The sequence below is a fragment of the Burkholderia sp. BC1 genome (assembly GCF_052683555.1).
In genome coordinates, this window is the sequence record NZ_JBQYLP010000016.1 from 15,129 (window position 1) to 38,948 (window position 23,820).

Below are 23,820 nucleotides of genomic sequence, written 5' to 3' on the forward strand. Positions count from 1 at the left end.
AAATCAGCCCGAAACGGGGCCGGACTCAAGTTTTCTGAAGGCGAACCGTAATCCAGAGTGCCGCGCCCGCCGGTCGCGGCGCTTTTCTCGATCCCGTGCCGTCATGAATCTGAACGCCCTGTTTTCCCGTTTCTCGATCCGCACCCGCATCTTTTCCACGCTCGGCCTCGTCGCGGGGCTGCTCGTCGTGTCGGGGCTGATCGGCCTCGCCGGCATGCAAAGCTCGAATCGCGCGCTCGACGAGGCGTACACGCGCGAGCTCGCCGCCAAGACCGCGCTCGCAGCCGCCACGCTGAACCTGACGATCGTGCGCACCACGCTCGATCGCGCCGTGCTGCATCCGGAGGCGCCCGACGTGCCCGAGCTCGTCGCGAAGGCCGAGAACTACCTCGCGAAGGCGAATGCCGCGTGGGGCACGTATGCGGCGATGCCGCACGATGCCGACGAAGCGCCGCTCGCGAGCCGGCTCGACGCCGCGCGCCAGGCGCTGATCGGACAGGCGCTGAAGCCGCTCGCCGATGCGATCCGCGAAGGCCGGCGCGACGACGCGGACCGGCTGCTGATGTCCGTCGCGCCGCCGCTGTCGGTCGCGCTGACGCGCGCGACCGATGCGCTCGACACGTTCCAGGCCGCACGCGGCCGCGCCGTCTACGACGCCGCACAAACGCGCTACGACTGGCTGCGCGCCGGCGCGATCGCCGGCATCGCGCTCGGCGTTGCCGCGTGTCTCGGCTGCGCGATCGGCCTGCACTTCGCGATCACGCAGCCGGTCAACCGGCTGCTCACGCATTTCCGCCGGCTGTCCGACGGCGACCTGACGTCGGAAGTGCGCTGGACGTCGCGCGACGAGATGGCGGAACTCGTGAAGGGTGTGACCGGCATGCAGCGCAGCCTCGCCGATACGGTGCGCCAGGTTGCGCACGGCTCCGATGCGATCTCGACCGCGACGCATCAGATCGCGGCCGGCAATACGGACCTGTCGCAACGCACCGAGGAACAGGCGGCCGCGCTGCAGCAGACGGCCGCGAGCATGGAGCAGCTGACCGCGACCGTGAAGCAGAACGCCGATCACGCGGTCGAGGCGCAGGCCTGCGCCGACGACGCGCGCGAGATCGCGACGCGCGGCGCGACGGTCGTCGGCGAAGTGATCGGCACGATGGGCGAGATCGATCAGAGTTCGCAGAAGGTCGCCGACATCATCGGCACGATCGAGGGCATTGCGTTTCAGACCAACATCCTTGCGCTGAATGCGGCAGTCGAAGCCGCGCGCGCGGGCGAGCAGGGCCGTGGCTTCGCGGTGGTGGCCGGCGAGGTGCGCACGCTCGCGCAGCGCTCGGCGTCCGCGGCGAAGGAAATCCGCACGCTGATCGGCGAGTCGGTCGAGCGTGTCGCGAACGGATCGCGGCTCGTCGGCGTCGCGGGCGAAACGATGCGTGACATTCAGCAGGCGATCGCGCGCGTCGCCGGCATCATGACCGAGATCGCGGCCGCGTCGAACGAGCAGCGCGACGGCATCGAGCAGGTCAATCGCGCCGTGTCGCAGATGGATCAGGTATCGCAGCAGAACGCCGCGCTCGTCGAGCAGGCGGCCGCGGCCGCCGCGTCGCTCGAGGAGCAGGCCGAAGGCTTGCGGCGCGCGGTCGGCGCGTTCCGCGTCGCCTGAGCGCCGGCGCGCGGCCGCGTCAGGCGGCCGTCAGTTGCGCGGCGGCGCGCGCCGACGCGACGATCAGCAGCTTCATCGTCGCGCGCGTCGCGCCGACGAACAGCTTGCGGGCCGCGCGCGCGTCGAGCGACGCGAAGTCGACCTCGGTGAGGATCACGCACGGCGCCGACTGTCCCTTGAAGCGATGGATCGAATCGAGCAGTACGTCGCCGTCGCGATACTCGGGGTTGCCGAACAGGTCGTACGTGCCGGTGAAGCGCTTGAGCCGGTGCGGGCCGAGCTGGTCGAGCGGCGCGAGCACCGATCCTTCGCGGCCGCGGTACGACAGCACCGCGATGTCCTGCTTGCGAAAGCCGAGCGACAGCGCGTGCGTGATCGCGCGCTTGGTTGCGTCGATGCAGGCGTCGGCGAGCGTGTCGGCCGACGCATCGGGTTCGCCGTACGCCGACACCGACGGATCGGACCCGTCGAACGGGCTGCCCGAACGCAGTTCCGTCGCGAGCGGTTCGACGCGCCCGACGATGTCGCGCACGAATTCGAGCACGTCGCGCGGGCTGCGGTAGTTCGTCAGCGCCTTCAGCGTGACCCAGCCCGGGAGCGCGACCGGTTCGCGCATGTAGAGGTTCTGCAGCGGATCCTCGAGCCACCACCATGCGCCGTCGGCCGCGAGCAGCCGTTCGAGCGCGGCGGCCCACGACGCGTGGAAATCCTGTCCCTCGTCGACGATCAGCACGTCGAAGCGCCAGCGTTCGGCGATCGGCGTCTGCGCAAAGCGCGCCTCGAGCTGTTCGAACGCGCCGGGCGCCTCGAAGTCGGGCACATAGCCGCCGTCGCGCGCGACCCAGTCGCACAGCTGGTGATAGTTCGCGACCGTCGCGCCGGCCGGCGCGATGCGTGCGATGTAGTCGGCGAGCGGCCGGTTGAAGCAGACGTACAGCACGCGCTTGCCGGCCGCGACCGCATCGCGCATCGCCTGCACGGCGAGCTGCGTCTTGCCGGAGCCGGCGGTGCCCGTCACGCGCAGCCGGAACGGCGTGAACTCGAGCTGCCGCGCCCAGGCGGCGAGGCCGCCCGACAGCCGCGTGACGAGCGTGCCGGCCTGACCGACGAGCGCGCTCGTGTCGGGCGTCAGCGCGAGCTCGTCGGCGAGAAAGTGGTGGATCTTGGCGGCGTTCGGCAGCGGCGTTTCATCTTCGGGCAGGATCTGCACAATCACCTGCGCGAGCTGCGCCTTGCGCGACGCGTCGACGATGCGGTCGGCCGCGACGCCCGCGATCGCGGTCTGGCGGATCGCGTAGTCGGGGCAATACAGCAGCGCGTCGATCCCGTAGACGCCCGCGCCGAACGCGGCCGTCAGCCGCCGGTGCAGCGTTTCCTGCGTGCGCGCGAGCTGGATCGCGACGTTGCGCTCGGTCTGCAGATACACCTTCACGAGCCCTTTCGGCGTCTCGCGCAGGAAACCGGCCTTCAGTTCGATCAGCAGCACGCGGCCGGCCGGGCTCACGACGACGAACGCGGTCTCGCCGAACACCGAAAAGTTCTGGTCGGCGCGCGTCCAGTGCACGCCGTGGTAGACGGTGTAGCCGTCCGGCAGCGCGTGTTCGAGTGCGGCGAGCGTTTCGCGTTCGCGTTCGGCAGCGCCGGTCGCGGCGAGATTTTTCCAGTCGTCGGGGATGAGGCGGGCCATGGAGTCGGGCGGCGGATGCCGGCGTCGCGTGAACGGGTCCGGCTATTGTACTGACGAAGCCGCGGACGGCCGCCGTGCGCGCCGTGCTATCCGCGTGCGAGCCGCTTCGCGAGATCGGCGCTGAGGATCGCCATGCGTGCCGGCTTCTCGTAGCAGACGACGTCGAAGGTGCGGATCACTTCGCTGATGTCGGCTTCGCTCGCGCGGCCCGTGAGCAGATCGCCCGTCAGCACGAAAATCGGCGCGCCCGGATTGTCGGACGTGCGCACGGCCTTGATCGCGGTCGCGGCCGTGCAGTCGTCGAACAGCCACTCGGTGACGACCGCGTCGAATGCCTGACCTTGCAGCGCATCGACGAAGGCGGTCAGGCCGTCGAACGACGCCGTCGCGAAGCCCTGGCGCTCGAGATAGCGGCACAGCTCGGTCGCGCTGACGCGATCGGGATCGATGACCGCGACGACGAGCTTGTCGCTTTCCGCACGGCGCGGATAGATTTCGATCTTGTGCACGTCGTACGCGTTCTGGTACAACACGCCGGTGTGGCGCAGCACGCGCCAGCGGCCGTTCTGTTCGTACGCGACGAATTCGGGGCGCGCGCCGGCTTCGAGCGGCGCGCCGATCCATGCGGTGCACGGGATCTCGGCGACACCGGCATAGAGAATCGCGTCTTGCGAGCACGCGCCGACCATGCCGGGGTCGAGCGTCTGGGCGCCGAACAACTGGGCGGCCGGTTCGCCGTACGCTTCGGCGACTTTCTTGATCTGCGCAAGTGTCCACGGGCTGCTGCCGCGCAGCTTGCGGTGGCCCTGTGAAAAACTCAGGTCGAGGATGCGGCACAGCTCGGTGGTCTGCTGGCGCTTGCCGATGCCGTTGCGGGTCATCAGCTCGCGCACGCGCTCGGCAACCGCGAGGGAGTCCGTGGTGATTGCTTCGGTGGTCATGCTACGGGAGCGGATCGGGTCGAATCGAATGACGTTCAGAACGACGCCTTGCGGCGGTCTCGGCGGACAGTCCTGAGGGATGTCCAGTGGCGAGCCGACCGGCCACGCGCAGAAAAGATAACTTTACCGCAAAATGGCTTTCGCTCCTTATGCAGATCCGTGCGTTTCTGTGAAAGGTGTATCCCGGCATTACGGCCGGGCATGCGTTAGCCGGACATTCCTACCGAACAAGAAATAATGACGACAATTTATCCGCTGCACGATGGGCTCACGCGCGCCGACGCGCCGTTTCCGACCGAAGCCGACGTCGTGATCGCCGGCGCCGGCATCATGGGGTGTGCGGCCGCGTACTACCTCGGACTGCGCGGCCTGAAGGCCGTGGTGCTCGACAAGTCGCGAATCGCCGGCCAGCAGTCGACGCGCGCGTGGGGCTTCGTGCGGCAGCAGGGGCGCGAATCGCCTGAAGTGCCGCTGATGATGGCAGGCATGCGGATCTGGGAGAAATTAGAGGAAACACTCGGTTTCGATCTCGAATGGCGGCAGGGCGGCTGTCTCTATATTGCGGACAACGAAACGGATTGGCAGTCGTTCCAGGCGTGGCTCGCCGTCGCGCGCGAGCACGGGCTCGACACGCGCACGCTGACGCGCGCGCAGATCGACGAACGCGTGCGCGGGCTGTCGACCGATGCGCGCACGCTCGGCGGCCTCTATACCGAAAGCGACGGCTAGGCCGAACCGCGCCGCGTGGCCGCCGCGTTCGCCGCGCGCGCGATCGAGTCCGGCGCGCGCTTCTTCGAAGGCTGCGGCGTGACCGCGATCGAGACGGGCGCCGGCGCGGTGACCGGTGTGGCGACCGAGCGCGGCACCATCCGCACGCGTCGCGTGATCTGCGCGGCCGGCGCGACGAGTTTCCGGCTGCTCGACGGCGTCGGCATCCGGCTGCCGCAACAGGCCGTGCGCGGCACCTGCATGCGCACCAATGTGGTGCCGCCGGTATCCGCGTCGACGATCTGGGGCCACGGCCTCGGCATCCGGCAGCGCAAGAACGGCGCGATCAATCTCGCCGACGACATGCAGGTCGACGTCGATCTGACGCTCGGCCACTTGCGCGGGCTGAGTTTGTTCTGGCCGGCGTTCTGGTCGCAGCGCGAGAAATTCCGTCTGCATCTGAACGGCGCCGCGTGGCGCGATACGCTCGCGCGCCTGGGCGGCCGCCTCGACGCGATCGAGCCGCGCGACCCGTTGCCGCAGCCGAACCGTGCGCACGCGCCGCGCGCGCTCGAAAAGCTGAAGGCGATCTTCCCCGTGCTGAAGGATGCGCAGATCGTCGAGGCCTGGGCCGGGCTGATCGACGTGCTGCCGGACGGGATTCCGGTGATCGACGCACCCGACACGCCGTCGGGCCTCACGATCGCGACGGGATTCTGCGGTCACGGCTTCGCGATGGGGCCGATCGTCGGGCGGCTGCTCGCCGAATGGATCGACACGGGTGCACCGTCGCTCGATCTGTCGGCGTTTCGCGCGCGACGTTTCGTCGACGGCACGATGGTGCCGGCGCGCAGCATGCTGTGACGGACGCGTGCGCGCCGCCGCATCGTAGAATCGAGCCCGCATCGTTCAGGAGACTTCCCGTTGGCTTCGCCTTCCGCCCAGCGTCGTTCACTGCGTTCGCGGCTGCGCCGCGCGCGCGACCCGTGGCAGGCGCCACGCACACGCACGTTGTTTACGCGTCCCGCGACGTCGCCGCGCCGCACGTTGCTGTTTCGCCTCGGCGCGGTGCTGCTGCTGTGCGTGCTCGCGTTCTTCGCGCTGTATCTCGATCGCGACGGGCTGCGCGATTCGACGAAAAGCACGCCGATGAGCATCGCCGATCTCGTCTATTTCACGATGGTGACGGTCGCGACGGTCGGCTACGGCGACATCGTGCCCGTCACCGCGCGTGCGCGGCTGATCGATGCGTTCTTCATCGTGCCGATCCGCATCGTCATCTGGTTCATCTTTCTGGGCACGGCGTATCAGTTCGTGATCCAGCGCGTCATCGAGGAATTCCGCATGAAACGGCTGCAAAAGCAATTGACCGATCACATCGTCGTGTGCGGCTACGGGCTGTCCGGGTCGATCGCGGTGCGCGAGCTGCTCGAAAGCGGCGTCGAGCCGTCGACGATCATCGTGATCGATGCGCAGCAGCAGGCGCTCGAAGCGGCGACCGCACTCGGCGTGACGGGGTTGCTCGGCGATCCCGCGCAAGAGGACCTGCTGCGCCAGGCGCAGGTGCGCGCCGCGAAGGCCGTGATCATCTCGGTGACCGACGATCCGACCGCGATTCTGCTGACCTTGTCGGTACGCAGCATCGCGCCCGAGACGAAGATCGTCGTGCGCATCCAGGAGAATCTGTATCAGCGGCAATTGCGGCAGGCCGGCGCGGACGTGATCGTGTCGTCGACGAAGATCGGTGCGTTGCTGCTCGCCGACGCGGTGCATAGCCGCTATATCGTGCCGTTCGTGAACGACATGCTCTCGACGCGCGGGCGCGCGACGCTGCTCGAGCGCGAGGCGCTGCCGCACGAGGTCGGCTGCATGACGAACATGGTGCCGGGCGCGATCGTCGTCGGCCTCGATCGCTGCGGCAAGATCCAGTCGTTCTACGAGGATCCGCCGTGCCGGATCGAGGCGGGCGATACGCTGGTCGTCATTCAGTCGGCGCGGATTCCGGATGCGGATGTTTGAGGGGGTTCTTGAACGAGGCGGTTGAGCCTATGAGAACTGCTCGCAGGAAAGGCCGGCGCCGCCACGATGCCTACCCACGCCCCACAAACGGCATCGCCGTCGCCATGATCGTCATGTTCAGAATGTTCGCGTCCAGCGGCAGGCTCGCCATCTGCACGATCGCGTTCGCGACATGCGCGACGTCCATGCGCGGCTCCGGCGCCATGCTGCCATCCGCCTGCGGCACGCCTTGCGTCATGCGTTCCGTGAGCGCGGTCGCCGCGTTGCCGATGTCGATCTGACCGCAGGCGATGTTGTACGCGCGGCCATCCAGCGCCAGCGACCGCGTGATCCCGGTCACCGCATGCTTGGTGGCCGTGTAGGCGATCGTCTCGGGGCGCGGCGAGTACGCCGAGATCGAGCCGTTGTTGATGATGCGGCCGCCTTGCGGCGTCTGCGCCTTCATGATGCGCCAGGCCGCCCGCGCGCAAAGGAACACGCCGGTCAGGTTGGTTGCGACCACGGCGTTCCAGACGTCGAGCTCGTATGCGTCGAGGGAAACGGGCGGCGCATTGCGTCCGGCATTGTTGAACAGCACGTCGAGCCGGCCGAACTGCTGCGCGATCTGCGCAAACGCGCGGTCGACCGACGCTTCGTCGGTGACGTCGGCGGGAAACACGTGCGCGTCGCCGCCCGCGGCGCGAATCGCTTCTTGTGTTTCGCGCAACGACGCTTCCGTACGTCCGATCAGCGCGACGGTGAATCCCGCGCCGGCGAGCGCGACGGCCGCTGCGCGGCCGATGCCGGATCCGGCGCCCGTGACGGCTGCGAATTGCTTCGAGACAGACATGGCTTGAATTCCTGCTGGTTGAAGAGGGATGGCGCGGACGCACGCGCGATGTCGTCGCAAGATGCCGTCGCCCATGACGCGACATCGTACACGCGCCTATTTCTTTCGCGCCGGTCCCGATTTCCGCTGCCGCACGCCTGCCTCTGCGAACAACTCGACCACGACGTCCCGCAGCCAGCGGTTGCCCTCGTCCTGGTTCACGCGCGCGTGCCACAGCATATGGATCGGTGCGCCGGGCAGCGTCACCGGCAGCGCACGCCAGCTTAGCGAAAACGGCGTCGCGAGCTGCAGCGCGAGATGCTCCGGCACCGTCGCGATCAGGTCGGTGCGTTGCAGGATATAGCCGACGCTCATGAAGTGCGGCACCGTCAGCCGCACGTTGCGCGTCACGCGACGCCGCTTCAGCCATTCGTCCACTTGCCCGTGGCCGGTCCCGGCCGACACCACGACCAGATGCCCGGCGTCGCGCCACGCGTCGAGCGTGAGCGGCGCGGCCTCGAGCGGATGCCCGCGCCGAAACAGGCACACATATCGTTGATCGAACAGCCGGCGCTGATAGAAACCGCCCTGTAGCTGCGGCAGCAGCCCGATCGCGAGGTCGACGCGGCCCTCGGCCATTTCGTCGCTCAGGTTCACGCTCGTGTTGCGCACGGTGTTCAGCACGATACCGGGCGCCGTCTGCGCGAGGCGTTCCAGCAACGCGGGCAGGAACACGACTTCGCCGATATCGGTCATGCCGATCGTGATCGTGCGCACGGCGTGCTGCGGGTCGAAGCCCGTCTCGGGATTGAGCGCGGCGTGCAGCGTCGCGAGCGCGTGCGAAACCGGTTCGGCCAGGCGCAGCGCGAACGGCGTCGGCACGACACCGCCCGGCGCGCGCACGAAGAGCGGATCGCCGAGCCGTCGACGCAGCTTCGCAAGCGCGTTGCTGACGCCCGGCTGACTCATGTTCATCTGCTCGGCGACGGTCGACACGCGCCGTTCCTGCATCAGCCGCTGGAACAGCAACAGCAGGTTGAGGTCGAGGTCGCTCAGTTCCATGGCTTGGCGTGGCTCCCGATTATTTCGTTCAGTGATGAAGCGGATTCCCTGCATTTTATTGTGGGATGAAACCCCGCTCCCGACAATACCGGCACGACGCCTGCATTCGAGCTGACCGCAGCGTCGGCCGCACCCCTGCGGAACCCACAAACCGAATATCGGAGACACCTTCATCATGCAGACCAATCTGACGATCGCGATCGTCGGCGCCGGCATCGGCGGCCTGACGCTGGCGCTCGCGCTGCGCGAGCACGGCATCGACGCGCAGCTCTATGAACAGACCAGCGAGTTGCGCGAAGTCGGCGCGGCCGTCGCGCTGTCGGCCAACGCGACGCGCTTCTACGAACGCATGGGATTGCGTTCGCAGTTCGACGCGGTATGTGCGGAGATTCCGGCCCTCGTCTATCGCGACGGACGCAGCGGCGCGGTGATCGGCCATCATCGCGGCGAGCCGAGCTATCGGCGGCAATTCGGCGGCGCGTACTGGGGCGTCCATCGCGCCGATCTGCAGGCCGTGCTGTCGAAGGCGGTCGGTCTCGACTGCATCCATCTCGGCCATCGTCTCGTCGATCTCGCGCAGCATCCGGACCGCGTCACGCTGAGTTTCGACAACGGCCGGCGCGTCGAGGCGGATCTCGTGATCGGCGCGGACGGTGCGCGCTCGATCACGCGGCGCTGGATGCTCGGCTACGACGACGTGCTGTATTCGGGCTGCTCGGGCTTTCGCGGCGTGGTGCCGGCCGAACGCATGGACCTGCTGCCGGATCCCGAGACCATCCAGTTCTGGATCGGTCCGCACGGGCATCTGCTGCACTATCCGATCGGCGACAAAGGCGATCAGAACTTCCTGCTGGTCGAGCGTCACCCGTCGCCGTGGCCGTCGCGCGACTGGGTCATGCCGGCAGAAGAGGGCGAGCAACTGCGTCTGTTCCGCGACTGGCATCCGGCGGTCGTGCAGATGATCACCGCCGTGCCGATCAGTCAGCGTTGGGGCCTGTTTCATCGGCCGCCGCTCGGTCGCTGGAGCCGCGGGCGCGTGACGCTGATCGGCGATGCCGCGCACGCGCTCGTGCCGCATCACGGGCAGGGCGCGAACCAGTCGATCGAGGATGCGGTCGTGCTGGCGGCGCAACTGGCAAAGGCCGGGCCCGGCAACTGGCGCGAAGCGCAGGAAGCCTACGAACGCCTGCGCCGCGGTCGTACGCGCAAGGTGCAGTACGCATCGATCTCTGCCGCCGACGTGCTGCATCTGCCCGACGGGCCCGCCGCGCAGGCCCGCAATGCGCGTCTCGCCGAGCGCGATCGCGTGCTGCATCACCTCGACTGGATTCATGATTTCGACGCGCTCGAACAGGTGCCGAGCGAGCGGCAGGGTGGGACGTGGCTGTGAGCGGGGCAGACACGATATCGGCACCGTGACGCCGCGGTGCGTCGCGGCCGCCGGCCGGCATGATCCGGATGGGCAGTTCGGCGCATGGCCGATCGACGTCAGGCGCGATGAAAAGCGGACGGCCAGCGCCGTCTGTCTCACTGCACGCACGCCAGCGCATACGTCAAGCGCTGCCCGAGCAGCCCGCGCCGCACGTCCCGCGTATGATCGCTGTCGACGATGCATCGCTCGGCGTGACGAGGCTGCTCGGCGATCGCGCGCAAAAGGATCGGCTGCGTCGAGCGCAGTTGCGCTCGTCGTCATTCAGTCGGCGCGGATGCCGGATGCGAACGCTCGAACCTCGCCGTCGGCGCGCTGCGCAGCTTCGTCGAAACGCGCGAACGCATGCAGCAGCCTCACACGGAGCGCGCTAAGCCGCGGATCGCCGCGGTCGCGCGGCCGCGGCACATCGACACGGAACGCATCGTCGAGCCGGCCCGGATTCGGCGCGAGCAGCAGCACGCGATCGCCGAGATACAACGCTTCGTCGAGATCGTGCGTGACGACGATCGCCGCCATCCGGCGTCGGCGGACGACGTCGAGCAGCAGCCGCTGCAGGCGCATCCGCGTGATCGCGTCGACCGCGCTGAACGGTTCGTCGAGCAGCAGCAGATCGGGTTCGCCGAACAGCCCGCGTGCGATTGCCGCGCGCTGCGCCATCCCGCCCGACAAGGTAGCCGGCAGATGCTGCGCGACATCGGCCAGCCCGACTTCGTCGAGCAGCCGTGCGACGCTCTGCGCACGTCCGCCGCGCGGCCCGGCCGCGAAGCCGACGTTGTCGGCGATCGACAGCCACGGCAGCAGCCGCGGCTCCTGGAAAATCAGCCCGATACGCGGCGACGGTGCGGCGAGCGCAACGCCGTCGAGCGTCACGCGGCCGCGAAACGCGGTATCGAGGCCGGCGACGATCCGCAGCAACGTGCTCTTCCCGCAGCCGCTCGGGCCGACGATACAGACGATTTCGCCGTGCGCGAGCTGCAGCGCGATGTCGGCGAGGATCGGGCGGTCGCCGTAGGACTTGTGCGCGATCCGCAGGTCGAGCAGCGGCGTATCGGTCGCGCGGGCGGCATCGGGCGACGGCAGCCGCGCGCTCATCGCGATGCGTCCCGCGACGTGCCGGCGGCCGCGTCGCGCCAGCCGAGCCAGTGCAGCTCGATGCGCCGCATCGCGCCGTCGGTCAGCTTGCCGAGCAGCGCGAGCAGCAGGATCGCGCCGAATACGAGATCGGGGCGCCCGGTTTCGCGACCGTCGCTGAGCAGAAAGCCGAGGCCGCGCGTGGCCGCGATCAGCTCGGCCGCGACCATGAACATCCACGCGAGGCTCAGGCCCGTGCGCAGCCCGGTGACGATCTGCGGCAGCGCGGCGGGCAGCAGGATCCGGCGGAACAGCGCGAGCGGACGCAGGCGGTACAGCGCGCCGAGCTCGATCAGCTTGCGATCGACGTTGCGTATCCCGGCGACCACGGCGAGATGAACGGGGAAGAACGCGCCGATCGCAATCAGCGTGATCTTCGGCGCTTCGTCGATGCCGAGCCAGAGCAGCAGGACGGGCACCCACGCGAGCGACGGGATCGCGCGCAGCGCCTGGAACGTCGGCTCGAGCAGCGCGTCGATGCGCCGGCTCACGCCCATCGCCGCGCCGACGACGAGCGCGAGCGACGCGCCGATCGCGAAGCCCGCGGCGACCCGCAACGCGCTCGCACCGACGTGGCGCGCGACGCGCGCGGCGCCCATTCGCGCGAGCGTATCGAATATCTCGCTCGGCGCCGGCACCAGATTGGCCGGCAACCCGCCGCGCCGCACGCCGAACTCGATCAGCGCGAGCGCGGCGAACGGCAGCGCGATGCCGGCGATGCGCCACGCGCGCAACGGGTCGCGGTGCGTCGCACGCGCCGGCGCGCAAGGGCGGCGGACGAGCGCGTCGTCGCGCGCGACGGTAGGCGAGAGCCGCGACATGTCAGTGCGACGCGGTGGCGAGCGGGCGCACGAACGCCGGATCGATCAGCGTATCGACGATCTTCGCGGGATCGACGCCCGGCTTGATCAGTTGCTCGGCCGTCAGCACCGGTGCGGCGGCCTTCAGCGCCGCGCGCTGGCGCTCGCCGGGCACCGGATCGCCGAAATCGTTGCGCTGCAGCTGCAGCGTCGCGACCTGCAGCGACACCTTCGATTCGTCGGCGACGATCCGCGCGGTTTCGTCCGGATGCGCGACGATCCATTCGCGCGCGCGCTCGTAGACCTGCAGCACGCGCGTGACGGCCTCCGGATACTGGCGCGCGAACGCGTCGCGCACATTGAGCAGCCCATACGTGTTGAACGCGACGTTGCGATACAGCAGGCGCGCGCCGTCGTCGAGCTGCGCGGCCGCCATATGCGGATCGAGGCCGGCCCACGCGTCGACCTGACCGTTCGCGAGCGCGGTGCGGCCGTCCGGATGCTGGAGGTTCACGAGTTCCACGTCGTCGCGCGTCAACCCGACGGTATGCAAGGCGCGCAGCGTGAACAGAAACGGATCGGTGCCGCGCGTCGCGGCGATCTTCTTGCCTTTCAGGTCGGCCAGCGAGCGGATCGGCGAATCCTTGCGTACGACGAGTGCGGTCCACTCGGGGCGCGAGAACACATAGACGGCATGGATCGGATTGCCGTTCGCGCGCGCGAGCACCGATGCGAGTCCCGCGGCGGACCCGAAGTCGACCGCGCCGCTGTTCAGGTATTCGAGCGCGCGATTGCTGCCGAGGCTCAGTACCCAGCGCACCGGCGTGCGATCGGCCTTGAACGCGTCTTCGAGCCAGCCGAAATGGCGGATCACGAGACTTTCGGGCGAGTAGTACGCGTAGTCGACGCGAATTTCCGCGGGGGCGGCCGCGTGCGCGCGCGGCGACACGACAGCGGCGAGCGCGACGGCGAAGGCGGCCGCGGCTTGCCACGCGCGGAACCAGGACAGCTTCATCGTGAGATCTCCGGAAGGGCGGCAACGTGCCGCGAACAGGCAGGATGACCGAGCACTGTACCGAAGCGCCGGCGCGGCGATAACCAAGAAATCCGCGATTGCACATGCGTGCGGCTGCTAAGCGCGACGCGCGCGCCGTTATCGTGCACGCCGAAAAATTTATCGATTTATATCGGTTGGGATACCGACGCCGACCGCCCAGAATCTTCGCTGCCCGCACACGCGCGCGGCGCATGCGCGCCGATCGCGCGGTGCCGATACCGCCGGTTCGCCGGTGCAACGAGGGAGTGCAATGAGTTCGATCGATCTGAATGCCATCACGCCGGTTTCCGCGCCGATTCGCTCCGCAAGCGATGTCGCGCGTCTGATCAACACGACGGATGCGTCCGTCAGCCACGCGCGCATGATCGTGCTGCTCGCGCTCGGTGGCGTGTTTCTCGATGCGTACGACCTGACGACCTTGTCGTACGGCATCGACGACGTCGCGCGCGAGTTCGCGTTGACACCCGCGCTGACCGGGCTCGTCGGTTCCGCGATCATGATCGGCACGATCTTCGGGAGCCTGCTCGGCGGCTGGCTGACCGACCGCATCGGCCGCTATCAGGTCTTCATGGCCGACATGCTGTTTTTCGTGATCGCCGCGATCGCCGCCGGCCTCGCGCCGAACGTGTGGGTGCTGATCGGCGCTCGCTTCGTGATGGGGCTCGGCGTCGGTATCGACCTGCCGGTCGCGATGGCGTTTCTCGCCGAATTTTCGAAGTTCGGCGGCCGCGGCAACAAGGCGTCGCGGCTGGCCGCGTGGTGCCCGATGTGGTACGTCGCGTCGTCGGTCTGCTTTCTGCTGATCTTCGGCCTGTACTTTCTGTTGCCGGCCGAGCATGCCGGGTGGCTCTGGCGCGCGTCGCTGATTTTCGGCGCGGTGCCGGCGCTCGCCATCATTCTCGTGCGTAACCGCTTCATGAACGAATCGCCGCTGTGGGCCGCCAACCAAGGCGATCTCGCGAACGCGGCGCGCATTCTGCGCGAGTCGTACGGGATACACGCGCACGAAGCGCAGGACGGGCCGCGCGAGCCGAGCGCGCCGCCGGTGCGGATCCGCGCACTGTTCGAGCGGCCGTATCTCGGCCGCACGATCGTCGCGAGCGTGATGAATCTGTGCATCCCGTTCGAATACACGGCGATCGCGTTCTTCCTGCCGTCGATCCTCTCGCAGTTCCTCGGTGCGGGCGTGTTCGAGACGATCGCCGCGTCGCTCGCGCTGAACGTGCTGTTCGCATTCACCGGCGGCCTGCTCGGGATGCGGCTCGCGTACCGCTATCCGTCGCGGCACGTCGCGATCGCGGGCTTCGCGCTGCAGTTCGTCGCGCTCGTCGCGCTCGCGCTGGCCGGGCATCCGCACGGCGCACTCGCGGTCGGCTTCGTGCTGCTGATGCTCGGCACCTGGCTGTTCGCGGAAGGCTTCGGCCCCGGCGCGCAGATGATGATCTATCCGACGCTGTCGTATCCGGCGACGATCCGCGGCACAGGAGTCGGCTTCGGCCGCTCGCTGTGCGGAATCGGTCAGGCGTTGGCGCTGTTCGTCCTGCCGATCCTGCAGGCGCGGCTCGGTACCGACATGTTCTGGGTGGTGGCGGTCAGCGCAGTCACGCCGATCGTGTTCCTGCTGATCGTGCGCTACGAGCCGACCGCGCGCGACATCGATGCGGATCCGCACGCATGAGCGGCGGCATCGGCGGCCGCGGCCGCCGATGCCGTGCGGCCGTCAAACGGATGCATGCGCGTCACGCTCGCTGCGCGCGAGATCGCGAAAGCGCGCGGCCGGATGCGTGTCCGGCAGTCGTGCGGAGCCGCCGAACAGCTTTTCCCGCAGCGTGCCGGGCGCGTATGCGTTCGGGTACACGCCGCGCCGCTGCAGTTCCGGGACCAGATAGCGCACGACGTCCTCGAACGTCTCGTGCGCGACGGCATACGCGAGATTGAAGCCGTCGACGTCGGTCGTGTCGACCCACTCCTGCAGGATGTCGGCCACGGTCTGTGCGGACCCGACGAAGACGGGCCCCATGCCGCCGATGCCGCCCCATGCCGCGAGCTCCTCGATCGTCCACGTCGTATCGCCGCCGGCTAGATGCTCGACCGCCGACACGATCGCGTTCGTGTCGACGCGCCTGACGGGATCGGTGCGCGCGTACTGACCGAAGTCGATGCCGGTCCAGCCGGACATGAACACCAGCGAGCCGTCGTACGAGACGTAGCGGCGGTACTCGTCGAACTTCGCCTGCGCCTCGGCGTCGGTCTCGCCGACGATCACCGTGACGAGCGTGTAGATCAGCACGCTGCGCGCGCCGCGCCCGGCCGCGACGGCCTGCGTGCGGATGTCGGCGACGTAGCGCGCAAGCTGCGCGCGCGTCGGTGCGGCGACGAACACGCATTCGGCATGCCGTGCGGCGAACGCCTTGCCGGGGCCCGATGCGCCGGCCTGGAACAGCACCGGCGTGCGCTGCGGCGACGGTTCGCACAGATGGCAGCCCGGCACCTCGAAGAACCGCCCCTTGTGGCCGATGTCGTGCACTTTCTCCGGATGCGTAAACACGCGGCCGTCGCGATCGCGGACCACCGCGCCGTCCTCCCAGCTTCCCTCGAACAGCTTGTACAGCACCTCGACGTATTCGGCCGCGACCGCATAGCGATCGTCGTGCGTGCGCAGCCCGCGATCGCCGACGTTCTTCGCGCCGCTTTCGAGGTACGACGTGACGATGTTCCATGCGAGCCGGCCCTTCGTATGATGATCGGCGGTCGACAGCCGGCGCGCGAACGTATACGGATGCTCGAACGTCGTCGATGCCGTGATGCCGATGCCGAGATGCTCGGTCGCCATCGCGATCGGCGCGGCGAGTTGCAGCGGATCGTTGACCGGAATCTGCGCGGCCTGACGCAGCGCATGGTAGTGACTGCCTTGATAGACGTCGTAGTAGCCGATCACGTCGGCGATGAAGATCGCATCGAAGAACCCGCGTTCGAGCACGCGGGCAAGGTCGGTCCAGTAGTCGAGATCCTTGTACTGCCACGAGCGGTCGCGCGGATGCGCCCACAGCCCCGGCGACTGGTGGCCGACGCAGTTCATCTCGAACGCGTTGAAGCGAATGGTCTTGCTCATCGCGCCGCTCCCGCGACGGCATCCGTGCCGCTGCCGACGCGCCAGACGAACGGCGGCGTGCGGCCGTTGATCACCCAGTCGCCGACGATCCGCGCCTTGTAGACGAGCGGGTTGTGCGACGACACCGTGCGTGCGTTGCGCCAGTGGCGGTCGAGCGCGGTCGCGCTGCGTGTCGCCGACGCGCCGAGCGCGTCGAACAGCCGCGTCGCCGCGCGCAGCACGAGATCGGACACGACGAGCTGGCTCTGCGCCGATTCGACTTCAGCCGCAACGTTCGCGGCCCGCTCGGCCGCATCGTCGCCGCCGAAGTGCGCGTCGTACGCGAGCTGCAGCGATTGCGCGGCGCGCAGCGCGAGCGCCTCGGCGCCGTACGCCCACGACGCGATCTCGCCGATCACCTGCTGAAGCTGTGCGTCGTCGGCCGCGCGCGCGGCATTGCCGTGGCTGTACACGCGCGTGCGGCCGCGCACGAGCTCGCCCGCGTCGCGCACGATCGCGCGGCCGATGCCGGCCAGCGTCGCGACGTGGAAGAGCTGGTAGAACGCGGTCTGATACTTGAAGCGGCGTGCGAAGTCGATCACGTCGTCGGCCTCGACCGCCGCATCGACGAAGCGCGTCGTACCGCTGCCGGTCGTCGTCTGCCCGAAGCCGTCCCAGTCGTCTTCGCGGATCACGCCGGGCTGTGCGGTCGCGACCGCGACGATCACGTCGCTGCCGTCCTCGCGCTGCGCGAAGACGTCGATCCAGTCGGCGAACAGGCTGCCGGTGCTGTAGAACTTCCGGCCGTTCAGCACGAGCCGGCCGTCGCGGGCCGATAGCGTCGTGACGGTCCGGCCGAGCGGCACGTCGCCGGCCTCGGTCCACGCGTTGCCGACGAGCTGGCCGCTCGCGAAGCGGTCGAACCATGTCGCGCGTGCGGGGCCGGGCGGCGCGTTCAGCCAGTCCTCGACGAAGGCGAAGTGTCCGCGCAGCGCCTGCGGCAGATTCGAATCGGCGGCGCCGAGTTCGATCAGCAGGCGAAACAGCTGCGGCAGCGATGCGCCTGCACCGCCGTCGCCGACCGGCAACCGGACCGCGCCGAAGCCGGCGGCCTTCAGCCAGCCGATCGCTTCGTGCGGCAGTTCGCGACGGCGTTCGCGATCGGCAGCGCCTGCGGCGATCCGGTCGAAGATCGGGCGAAAGCGGCGCGCGAGCGTGTCGTAGTCGGTGCCCGCGGAGAGGTCGGTGTCGATGTGCGACGAAGTCATGCGGCGTTCCTCGAAAGGCGGCGCGGTCGCGCCGGGCAGGCCAGTATAGGAAGCGCGCCGCGCGCATTCCAATAACGGATTCGCACATCGTTATCGTCCTCAGGCATGACGCGGCCGCTGCGCGCCGCGGCGACACTCGAGCAGCGATTGCGGCGTCATGGCGCGCAAGTGGACGGCAGCCTGTCGTTTGTGATCCGAACGAATATCGTTACGACGATCGCTCGGTTGGCCGTGCCGACGCGCGCTGCTAGATTGAAGGCTTTCCCGATTCGACAGGAGTGCCCGATGTCAGACACGAGCGCGACGATTCACGAACCGCCGGCCGATACGCAAGCGCAGACCGCCCGCGTGATCGCCGACGATGCACAGGCGATCGCTGCCGCGCATGCGCTCGCACAGCGGCTCGCGGCAGGCGCCGCCGATCGCGATCGCGAGCGGCGGCTGCCGTACGACGAAATCGAATGGTTCTCGCAGTCGGGGCTGTGGGCGATCACGGTGCCGAAGGCATACGGCGGTGCAGGCGTGTCGCATCTGACGCTGACCGACGTCGTGAAGATCGTCGCGGCAGCCGACGCGTCGCTCGGGCAGCTGCCGCAGAATCATTTCGGGCTCGTCGACGTGATCGCGCTGACCGGAACGGACGCGCAGAAGCGCTACTTCTTCGGCGAAGTGCTGCGCGGCAAGCGGTTCGGCAACGGCTTCTCGGAGAAGGGCACGAAGCACGTGCTCGACTTGAAGACACGCGTGCGTCGCGACGGCGACGACTATGTGGTCGACGGCACGAAGTTCTACTCGACCGGTGCGCTGTTCGCGCATTACGTGCCGGTGCTCGGCCTCGACGATGCGCAGCGCGCGTGGCTCGCCTACGTGCCGCAGCCCGCACGCGGGCTCACCGTGATCGACGACTGGTCGGGGTTCGGGCAGCGCACGACCGCGAGCGGCACCGTCGTGCTCGACGGCGTGCGCGTGCCTGCGTCGCATGTGCTGCCCGCGCATCGGGTGTCGGACGAGCCGACGCTCAACGGTCCGCTATCGCAGATCATCCAGGCGGCAATCGATGCCGGCATCGCGAAGGCCGCGATCGACGATACGCTCGCGTTCGTGCGCACGCGTACGCGGCCGTGGGTCGACAGCGGCGTCGAGCGCGCGGTCGACGATCCGCTGCTGCTACGCGAAGTCGGCCGTCTGCATATCGAGCTGCATGCGGCGGAAGCGCTGCTCGAGCGCGCGGCGCGCACGCTCGACGAAATTCGCGCGCGCGGCACGGTGACCGACGACGACGTCGCACGCGCGTCGGTCGCGGTCGGCGAAGCCAAGGTGCTGACGACCGAAATCGCCTTGCGTGCGGGCGAGAAGCTGTTCGAACTGGCCGGCACGCAGTCGACGCTCGCCGAGCACGGTCTCGACCGGCACTGGCGCAATGCGCGCACGCACACGCTGCACGACCCGGTGCGCTGGAAATACCATCTGGTCGGCAACTACTATCTGAACGGCGTGCGACCGGCGCGGCACGCGTGGAACTGATATCGCGCCGCGACGTGCAGCGCGGCACATGCGCCCGTATCGCGCACGCGCCGCCTCGCGTTACTTCACGCAGTCGAGCGTGTATTTGAGCCCCGGCGCGAGCAGCCCGCGCCACACGTCCCACGTATGGCCGCCGTCGACGATGCGCAGCTCGGCCGGATTCTGCGCGCGCCGCAGATGCGTATAGAGCAGGCTCGATTCGGCCTGGATCGTCAGATCGTCGTCGCCGGCCGCGATGAACATCGGCACGCGCCACGTGCGCGCGAAATAGCCGCGCATCAGCGCGGGATAGTTCAGCTCGTGCCACACGCGCGCGTCGAACTGGCGATCGCCGAACACGCCGACGTAACGCGCCGCCGAATTGAGCGGCGGCTCGTTCGCGTAGATCGCGGGGCTGAGCAGCATCGCGCCGCAGAACAGCCCCGGCTCGAGCAGCGCGAAGCGCAGCGCGCCGAAGCCGCCCATCGACACGCCGCCGATCGCGCGGCCCGCGCGCTGGTTCGATACCGCGAAGTGCATCTCGACTTCGGGCAGCAGGTCGTTCAGAAACGCGCTCTGCATCTTCTCCTTGCGATCGACGTACCAGTCGGTGCCGCCTTGCGGCATCACGATCACGACCGGCGGAATCTCGTGGCGCTCGATCAGCGTGTCGGCCGTCGCCTGCAGCCGGCCTTGCGTGATCCAGTCGTTCGCGTTGCCCGCGTTGCCGTGCAGCAGATACATCACCGGATAGCGCGCGCCTTCCGCGTTGTAGCCGGGCGGCAGGTAGACCGTGTACGACCAGTCGCGCTGCAGCGACGCCGAACGGAACGTGCGCAGCACGATGCTGCTGCCGGGGTTGAGCGTCGCGCCCGACGCGGCCGGCGTGGCGAGCGACGATGCAGCCGCGCCCGATGGCGCGGCGGACGCGACGGGCGTGGCGCGCGCGGCGGCGATGGAGCCGGCGATCAGGGCAAGGGCGAGCGGAAAGGCGAGTCGACGCATGGCGAATCGGGTCAGAAAAGGCGCCGCCTATCGTAGCAGCAGACGATGGCGCCGCATGTCAGCGCCGCGAACCGAACGGCAGCCGCGCGGTGAGCGGCGCATAGAGTTTCGCGACGAGATACAGCAGCCCCATCGCGACGACGTCGGCGGCGAGCCCGAGCGGCACGTTCAGATAGCCGTCGGTCGCCTGGTACAGCACCGAATCGACCGCGAGCGAGATTCCGGTGCCCGCGACGAAACACAGCAGCCCCTGCCGGCCGATCGTGCCGATCCACGGCATCGCGTGCGCGACCTTCTTCATCCAGCCGAGGTGCACGAGCTTCGCCGCGAGCCATGCGATCGCGAGGAAGTTCGCGAGCCGCAGCGCGCCGAGGTTCTGCTTGATCGACGGATCGGTCGGGAACGGTTCGATGCGCAGCCGGTAATACGCGCCCGCGGCGACGATCGCGACCGCCGCGACGCTGAGCAGCCAGCCCTGCGGCTTCGGCGCGAGCGTCTGGTAGACGGGCTGGCAGCGCGAGATCACGCCGAGCACGAACAGGAACTGCCACGCGAACGGATTGAAGTCCCACGGCACGCCGTCGACGGTCGGCAGGAAGCGCGCCGCATGCGGCGCCGCGTACCAGAGCGATCCGCTGAACGCGAGCAGCAGCCACGGCTGCGTGCGCGCGAGCGGCAGCGCGAGCGGCGCGAGCAACGCGAAGAACGCATACATCGGCAGGACCGACGCGAGGTACGGCTGACGGCGAAACAGCAGGATGTCGCGCAGCGCGGCGAGCGGCCGGTGCAGCAGGCCGTCGAGATCGTTGGTCGGCATGTTCGGCCCGTCGATCGCGAACGCGTTCAGCACGGCCGTGATCAGCAGCATCAGCCCGGCCGTCACGAGAAACGCGCGGTAGATCTCGAACGCGCGCCGGATGAAGCGCTGGCGCGCCGCCGATTCGTCGTGGCGCTCGGCGAGCGAGTTGTACGCGATGGCGGTCGCGAAGCCGCCGAGGAACACGAATACCTCGGCCGCGTCGCACAGCGCGTACGCATGCAGCGTCACGCGCGACAGGATGCTGCCGCCGATATGGTCGACGACGATCACGAGCAGCACGAGGCCGCGGAAGAAATCGAGTTCGGCATAGCGGCCGGCCCGGGCGGGCGCGGTCATCGCGCGTCCTCGCGGCCGGCGCGGGCGCTGGCGCAGGCGCGGCGGCAACGGGCCGCGCGGGGTTCGGGGTGAAGCATGACTGCGTGACGAAATGATGATGGATGCGCATTGTGCCACCGATGCGGCCGGTTCCGGGTTTACGCGAATGGCGGCCCGCCGCGCCGCGGCCGGCAAGGCGGCCGCGGCGGCCGCCCGGGCACGCAGTTGGAAGGGCGCAACGCTTTGCCCGCAGGGCATGCGCGTCGGTGGACGGCCGGTTTTCGACGTGACACCATTTCGTCGTCGCGCGGCTGCACGCCGCGCGGTCCGCCGCGCGGACCAGCCATACAACAAACCAACAATTGCCGGGCACATGCCAGCCCGGTGCCGGGTTCCGGAGATCCGACATGAGGAAGCACGTCATTTTTGCCGCCGCGCTCGCCGCGTTTGCCGCGCCGGCCTTCGCGCAGGACAGCGTGACGCTGTACGGTGTGATCGACGAGGGCTTCAACTACACGAACAACGTGAGCGTCAACGGCGCGGGCAAGGCCGATTACCAGCTCGCGAGCGGCTATGCGCAGGGCAGCCGCTGGGGGCTCAAGGGTAGCGAGGATCTCGGCGGCGGGCTGAAGGCGATCTTCACGCTCGAAAGCGGTTTCGACGTGAACAACGGCCGGCTCGGGCAGGGCAGCCGGATGTTCGGCCGGCAGGCGTTCGTCGGCCTCGGCGCGTCGCGTTTCGGCACGCTGACGTTCGGCCGCCAGTACGATTCGGTCGTCGACTATCTCGCGCCGCTGACCGCGAACGGCAACTGGGGCGGCACGCTGTTCTCGCATCCGTTCGACAACGACAACACCGACAACTCGTTCCGCGTGAACAACACGGTGAAGTACGCGAGCCCGGACTGGAACGGGCTGTCGGTCGGCGGCACGTACAGCTTCAGCAACAGCACCGGCTTCTCGAACAACCGTCAGTACAGCCTCGGCGCGCAGTATTCGCTCGCCGGCCTGCAGGTCGCGGCCGCGTATCTGCAGGCCAACCATCCGGGCGCCGGCGGCGCGGGTGCGATCGCCGCGGACGACGCGAACTTCGTCGCCGAGCGGCTGCGGGTTTTCGGCGGCGGGCTGAACTACACGTTCGGGCCCGCGACGGTCGGCTTCGTCTACACGAAGACCGACTTGAAGAACCCGGTGTCGACCGTCTATCTGCCGGCGTCGACGTTCGCGGGCCTCGGGCTCGGCGCGACGAAATTCGACAACTTCGAGGTCAACGGCAAGTATCAGCTGACGCCCGCGTTCTACGTCGGCGCGCAGTACGTGTATACGGACGGCAAGTTCGATGCGGCGACCGGATCGATCAAGCCGAAGTACCACACGGTCGGGCTGATGGCCGACTACAGCCTGTCGAAGCGCACCGACGTCTACCTGCAGGGCGCGTGGCAAAAGGTGGCCGGCGATCGCACGGGTACCGCGGCCGACGGCGGCTACGTGGTCGGGACCGACGGCCCGTCGTCGTCGTCGAACCAGTTCGCGGTGCGCGCCGCGATTCGTCACAAGTTCTGACGGGCAGCCACGTAACGCGGCCCCGTCAGGTCGCGCGGCTCACGTCGCCGAGCGTCTCGGCGAGCCAGTCGACGAAGATCCGCACGCGCGGCGCCAGATGGCGGCCGTGCGGAAACACCACCGCAACGGGCAGCGGCGGCGCCTGCCATTCCGGCAGCACCTCGACCAGCGTGCCGTCCGCGAGCAGCGGCTCGAGGCCATCGCGCGGCGCCTGGATCATCCCGAGGCCCGCGACGCAGCACGCGAGATACGCCTGCGAGCTGTTCACCGACACGATGCTGCGCATTTTCACCGTGTGCACGTCGCCGGTGTCCATGTCCGTGTATTCCCAGTCCAGTTCGCGACCTGTGCGGCTCGAGAAATAGCCGACCGCGACGTGGTCCGGCAGTTCGTCGGGCGTACGCGGCAGCCCGTGGCGCGCCGCGTAGTCGCGCGACGCGCAGTTGAGCTGCGCCATCTCGCCGATGCGCCGCGCGACCAGCGACGTGTCGGACAGCGTGCCGACGCGCACCGCGCAGTCGATGCCGTCCGCGACGAGGTCGACGAAGCGGTCGGTCATGCTGATCACGACGCGCAGGTCCGGGTAGCGCGTGTGGAAATCGGGCAGCGCCGGGATCACGCGATGCAGCGCGAAACGCTCGGGCAGATCGACGCGAACGACGCCGCGCGGCGACGCGCCGGCCTCTTCGAACAGCGTTTCCGCGTCGTCGAGATCGGCGAGCAGCCGCACGCAGCGCTCGTAGTAGGTCGTGCCTTCGACGGTCAGCCCGACGCGACGCGTCGTCCGCTGCAGCAGCCGTACCTTCAGATGCTTTTCCAGATACTGGACCGCGTTGCTGACGGTCGGACGCGGCAGTTGCAGCTGCTCGGCCGCCTTCGTGAAGCTGCCGAGATGGGCGACGCGCGCAAAGATGCGCATTGCTTGCAGATGATCCATGCGGGGAGCGA

18 protein-coding genes and 1 pseudogene are annotated in these 23,820 nt (G+C 68.7%); 7 read left to right on the forward strand and 12 right to left on the reverse strand.

Annotation, left to right across the window (positions count from 1 at the left end):
* The first annotated feature begins 103 nt into the window (after positions 1–103).
* Positions 104–1,663, forward strand: coding sequence for a methyl-accepting chemotaxis protein (locus ACSHSS_RS10665; RefSeq protein ID WP_445544942.1), 1,560 nt, complete (start codon positions 104–106; stop codon positions 1,661–1,663).
* Positions 1,664–1,682: 19 nt separating this feature from the next.
* Here ACSHSS_RS10665 and ACSHSS_RS10670 read toward each other — a convergent pair whose 3' ends face one another.
* Both ACSHSS_RS10670 and ACSHSS_RS10675 read right to left on the reverse strand, forming a co-directional pair.
* Positions 1,683–3,350: an ATP-binding domain-containing protein gene (locus tag ACSHSS_RS10670; RefSeq protein ID WP_048804617.1), complete on the reverse strand. Its 1,668-nt coding sequence runs from the start codon at positions 3,348–3,350 to the stop codon at positions 1,683–1,685.
* A gap of 86 nt (positions 3,351–3,436) precedes the next feature.
* A complete protein-coding gene (locus ACSHSS_RS10675) occupies positions 3,437–4,291 on the reverse strand; it encodes a helix-turn-helix domain-containing protein (protein ID WP_006396823.1) in 855 nt (284 codons plus the stop codon).
* A 237-nt stretch (positions 4,292–4,528) separates the two neighbouring features.
* Between ACSHSS_RS10675 and ACSHSS_RS10680 the strand changes: the two are divergent.
* Together ACSHSS_RS10680 and ACSHSS_RS10685 are read left to right on the forward strand one after the other, a co-directional pair.
* Positions 4,529–5,863 (forward strand): annotated as a pseudogene (locus tag ACSHSS_RS10680) (NAD(P)/FAD-dependent oxidoreductase).
* Positions 5,864–5,923: 60 nt separating this feature from the next.
* Positions 5,924–7,018 carry a potassium channel family protein gene (locus ACSHSS_RS10685; protein WP_006396825.1) on the forward strand — a complete coding sequence of 365 codons (1,095 nt, stop codon included), beginning with the start codon at positions 5,924–5,926 and terminating at the stop codon, positions 7,016–7,018.
* Positions 7,019–7,088: 70 nt separating this feature from the next.
* Here the strand turns inward: ACSHSS_RS10685 and ACSHSS_RS10690 are convergent, their stop codons facing one another.
* Both ACSHSS_RS10690 and ACSHSS_RS10695 read right to left on the reverse strand, forming a co-directional pair.
* Complete coding sequence (locus ACSHSS_RS10690) at positions 7,089–7,847, reverse strand: SDR family oxidoreductase (RefSeq protein WP_445544943.1); 759 nt, start codon at positions 7,845–7,847, stop codon at positions 7,089–7,091.
* 96 nt (positions 7,848–7,943) lie between these two features.
* Positions 7,944–8,888, reverse strand: coding sequence for a LysR family transcriptional regulator (locus ACSHSS_RS10695; RefSeq protein WP_261543756.1), 945 nt, complete (start codon positions 8,886–8,888; stop codon positions 7,944–7,946).
* A gap of 175 nt (positions 8,889–9,063) precedes the next feature.
* Here ACSHSS_RS10695 and ACSHSS_RS10700 point away from each other — a divergent pair, with 175 nt between their 5' ends.
* Positions 9,064–10,278, forward strand: a complete 1,215-nt coding sequence (locus tag ACSHSS_RS10700; RefSeq protein WP_445544944.1) for an FAD-dependent monooxygenase — start codon at positions 9,064–9,066, stop codon at positions 10,276–10,278.
* Between the two features lie 303 nt (positions 10,279–10,581).
* Here the strand turns inward: ACSHSS_RS10700 and ACSHSS_RS10705 are convergent, their stop codons facing one another.
* Genes ACSHSS_RS10705 through ACSHSS_RS10715 form a run of 3 tightly spaced genes read right to left on the reverse strand, consistent with a single transcriptional unit; the run spans position 10,582 to position 13,266 of the window.
* The gene (locus ACSHSS_RS10705; RefSeq protein ID WP_445544945.1) at positions 10,582–11,412 is read right to left on the reverse strand and encodes an ABC transporter ATP-binding protein; all 831 of its coding nucleotides are present in this window, start codon (positions 11,410–11,412) and stop codon (positions 10,582–10,584) included.
* Positions 11,409–12,272, reverse strand: coding sequence for an ABC transporter permease (locus ACSHSS_RS10710; RefSeq protein WP_105770751.1), 864 nt, complete (start codon positions 12,270–12,272; stop codon positions 11,409–11,411). The genes ACSHSS_RS10705 and ACSHSS_RS10710 overlap by 4 nt, the downstream gene beginning before the upstream one ends.
* 1 nt (position 12,273) lies before the next feature.
* On the reverse strand, positions 12,274–13,266 hold the full coding sequence (locus tag ACSHSS_RS10715; protein ID WP_059940474.1) for an aliphatic sulfonate ABC transporter substrate-binding protein: 993 nt from the start codon (positions 13,264–13,266) through the stop codon (positions 12,274–12,276).
* Between the two features lie 292 nt (positions 13,267–13,558).
* On the opposite strand from ACSHSS_RS10715, the gene ACSHSS_RS10720 reads away from it, so the two are divergent.
* On the forward strand, positions 13,559–14,986 hold the full coding sequence (locus ACSHSS_RS10720; protein WP_253634269.1) for an MFS transporter: 1,428 nt from the start codon (positions 13,559–13,561) through the stop codon (positions 14,984–14,986).
* Positions 14,987–15,028: 42 nt separating this feature from the next.
* On the opposite strand, the gene ACSHSS_RS10725 is transcribed toward ACSHSS_RS10720, so the two are convergent.
* Both ACSHSS_RS10725 and ACSHSS_RS10730 read right to left on the reverse strand, forming a co-directional pair.
* Positions 15,029–16,420: an LLM class flavin-dependent oxidoreductase gene (locus ACSHSS_RS10725; protein ID WP_105779890.1), complete on the reverse strand. Its 1,392-nt coding sequence runs from the start codon at positions 16,418–16,420 to the stop codon at positions 15,029–15,031.
* On the reverse strand, positions 16,417–17,667 hold the full coding sequence (locus ACSHSS_RS10730) for a monooxygenase (protein ID WP_445544946.1): 1,251 nt from the start codon (positions 17,665–17,667) through the stop codon (positions 16,417–16,419). The genes ACSHSS_RS10725 and ACSHSS_RS10730 overlap by 4 nt, the downstream gene beginning before the upstream one ends.
* Positions 17,668–17,952: 285 nt before the next feature.
* On the opposite strand from ACSHSS_RS10730, the gene ACSHSS_RS10735 reads away from it, so the two are divergent.
* Entirely contained in the window at positions 17,953–19,191 is a 1,239-nt protein-coding gene (locus tag ACSHSS_RS10735) for an SfnB family sulfur acquisition oxidoreductase (protein WP_445544947.1), read from the forward strand.
* A gap of 60 nt (positions 19,192–19,251) precedes the next feature.
* Here the strand turns inward: ACSHSS_RS10735 and ACSHSS_RS10740 are convergent, their stop codons facing one another.
* Together ACSHSS_RS10740 and ACSHSS_RS10745 are read right to left on the reverse strand one after the other, a co-directional pair.
* Positions 19,252–20,175, reverse strand: a complete 924-nt coding sequence (locus ACSHSS_RS10740; protein WP_048804628.1) for an alpha/beta hydrolase — start codon at positions 20,173–20,175, stop codon at positions 19,252–19,254.
* A 58-nt stretch (positions 20,176–20,233) separates the two neighbouring features.
* A complete protein-coding gene (locus tag ACSHSS_RS10745) occupies positions 20,234–21,331 on the reverse strand; it encodes an OpgC domain-containing protein (protein ID WP_035955079.1) in 1,098 nt (365 codons plus the stop codon).
* 386 nt (positions 21,332–21,717) lie between these two features.
* Between ACSHSS_RS10745 and ACSHSS_RS10750 the strand changes: the two genes are divergently transcribed.
* Positions 21,718–22,872 (forward strand): porin, encoded by a 1,155-nt coding sequence (locus ACSHSS_RS10750; RefSeq protein ID WP_048804629.1) that lies wholly within the window; start codon positions 21,718–21,720, stop codon positions 22,870–22,872.
* 25 nt (positions 22,873–22,897) lie between these two features.
* Here ACSHSS_RS10750 and ACSHSS_RS10755 read toward each other — a convergent pair whose 3' ends face one another.
* Positions 22,898–23,809 carry a LysR family transcriptional regulator gene (locus ACSHSS_RS10755; RefSeq protein ID WP_048804630.1) on the reverse strand — a complete coding sequence of 304 codons (912 nt, stop codon included), beginning with the start codon at positions 23,807–23,809 and terminating at the stop codon, positions 22,898–22,900.
* Positions 23,810–23,820: the final 11 nt, after the last annotated feature.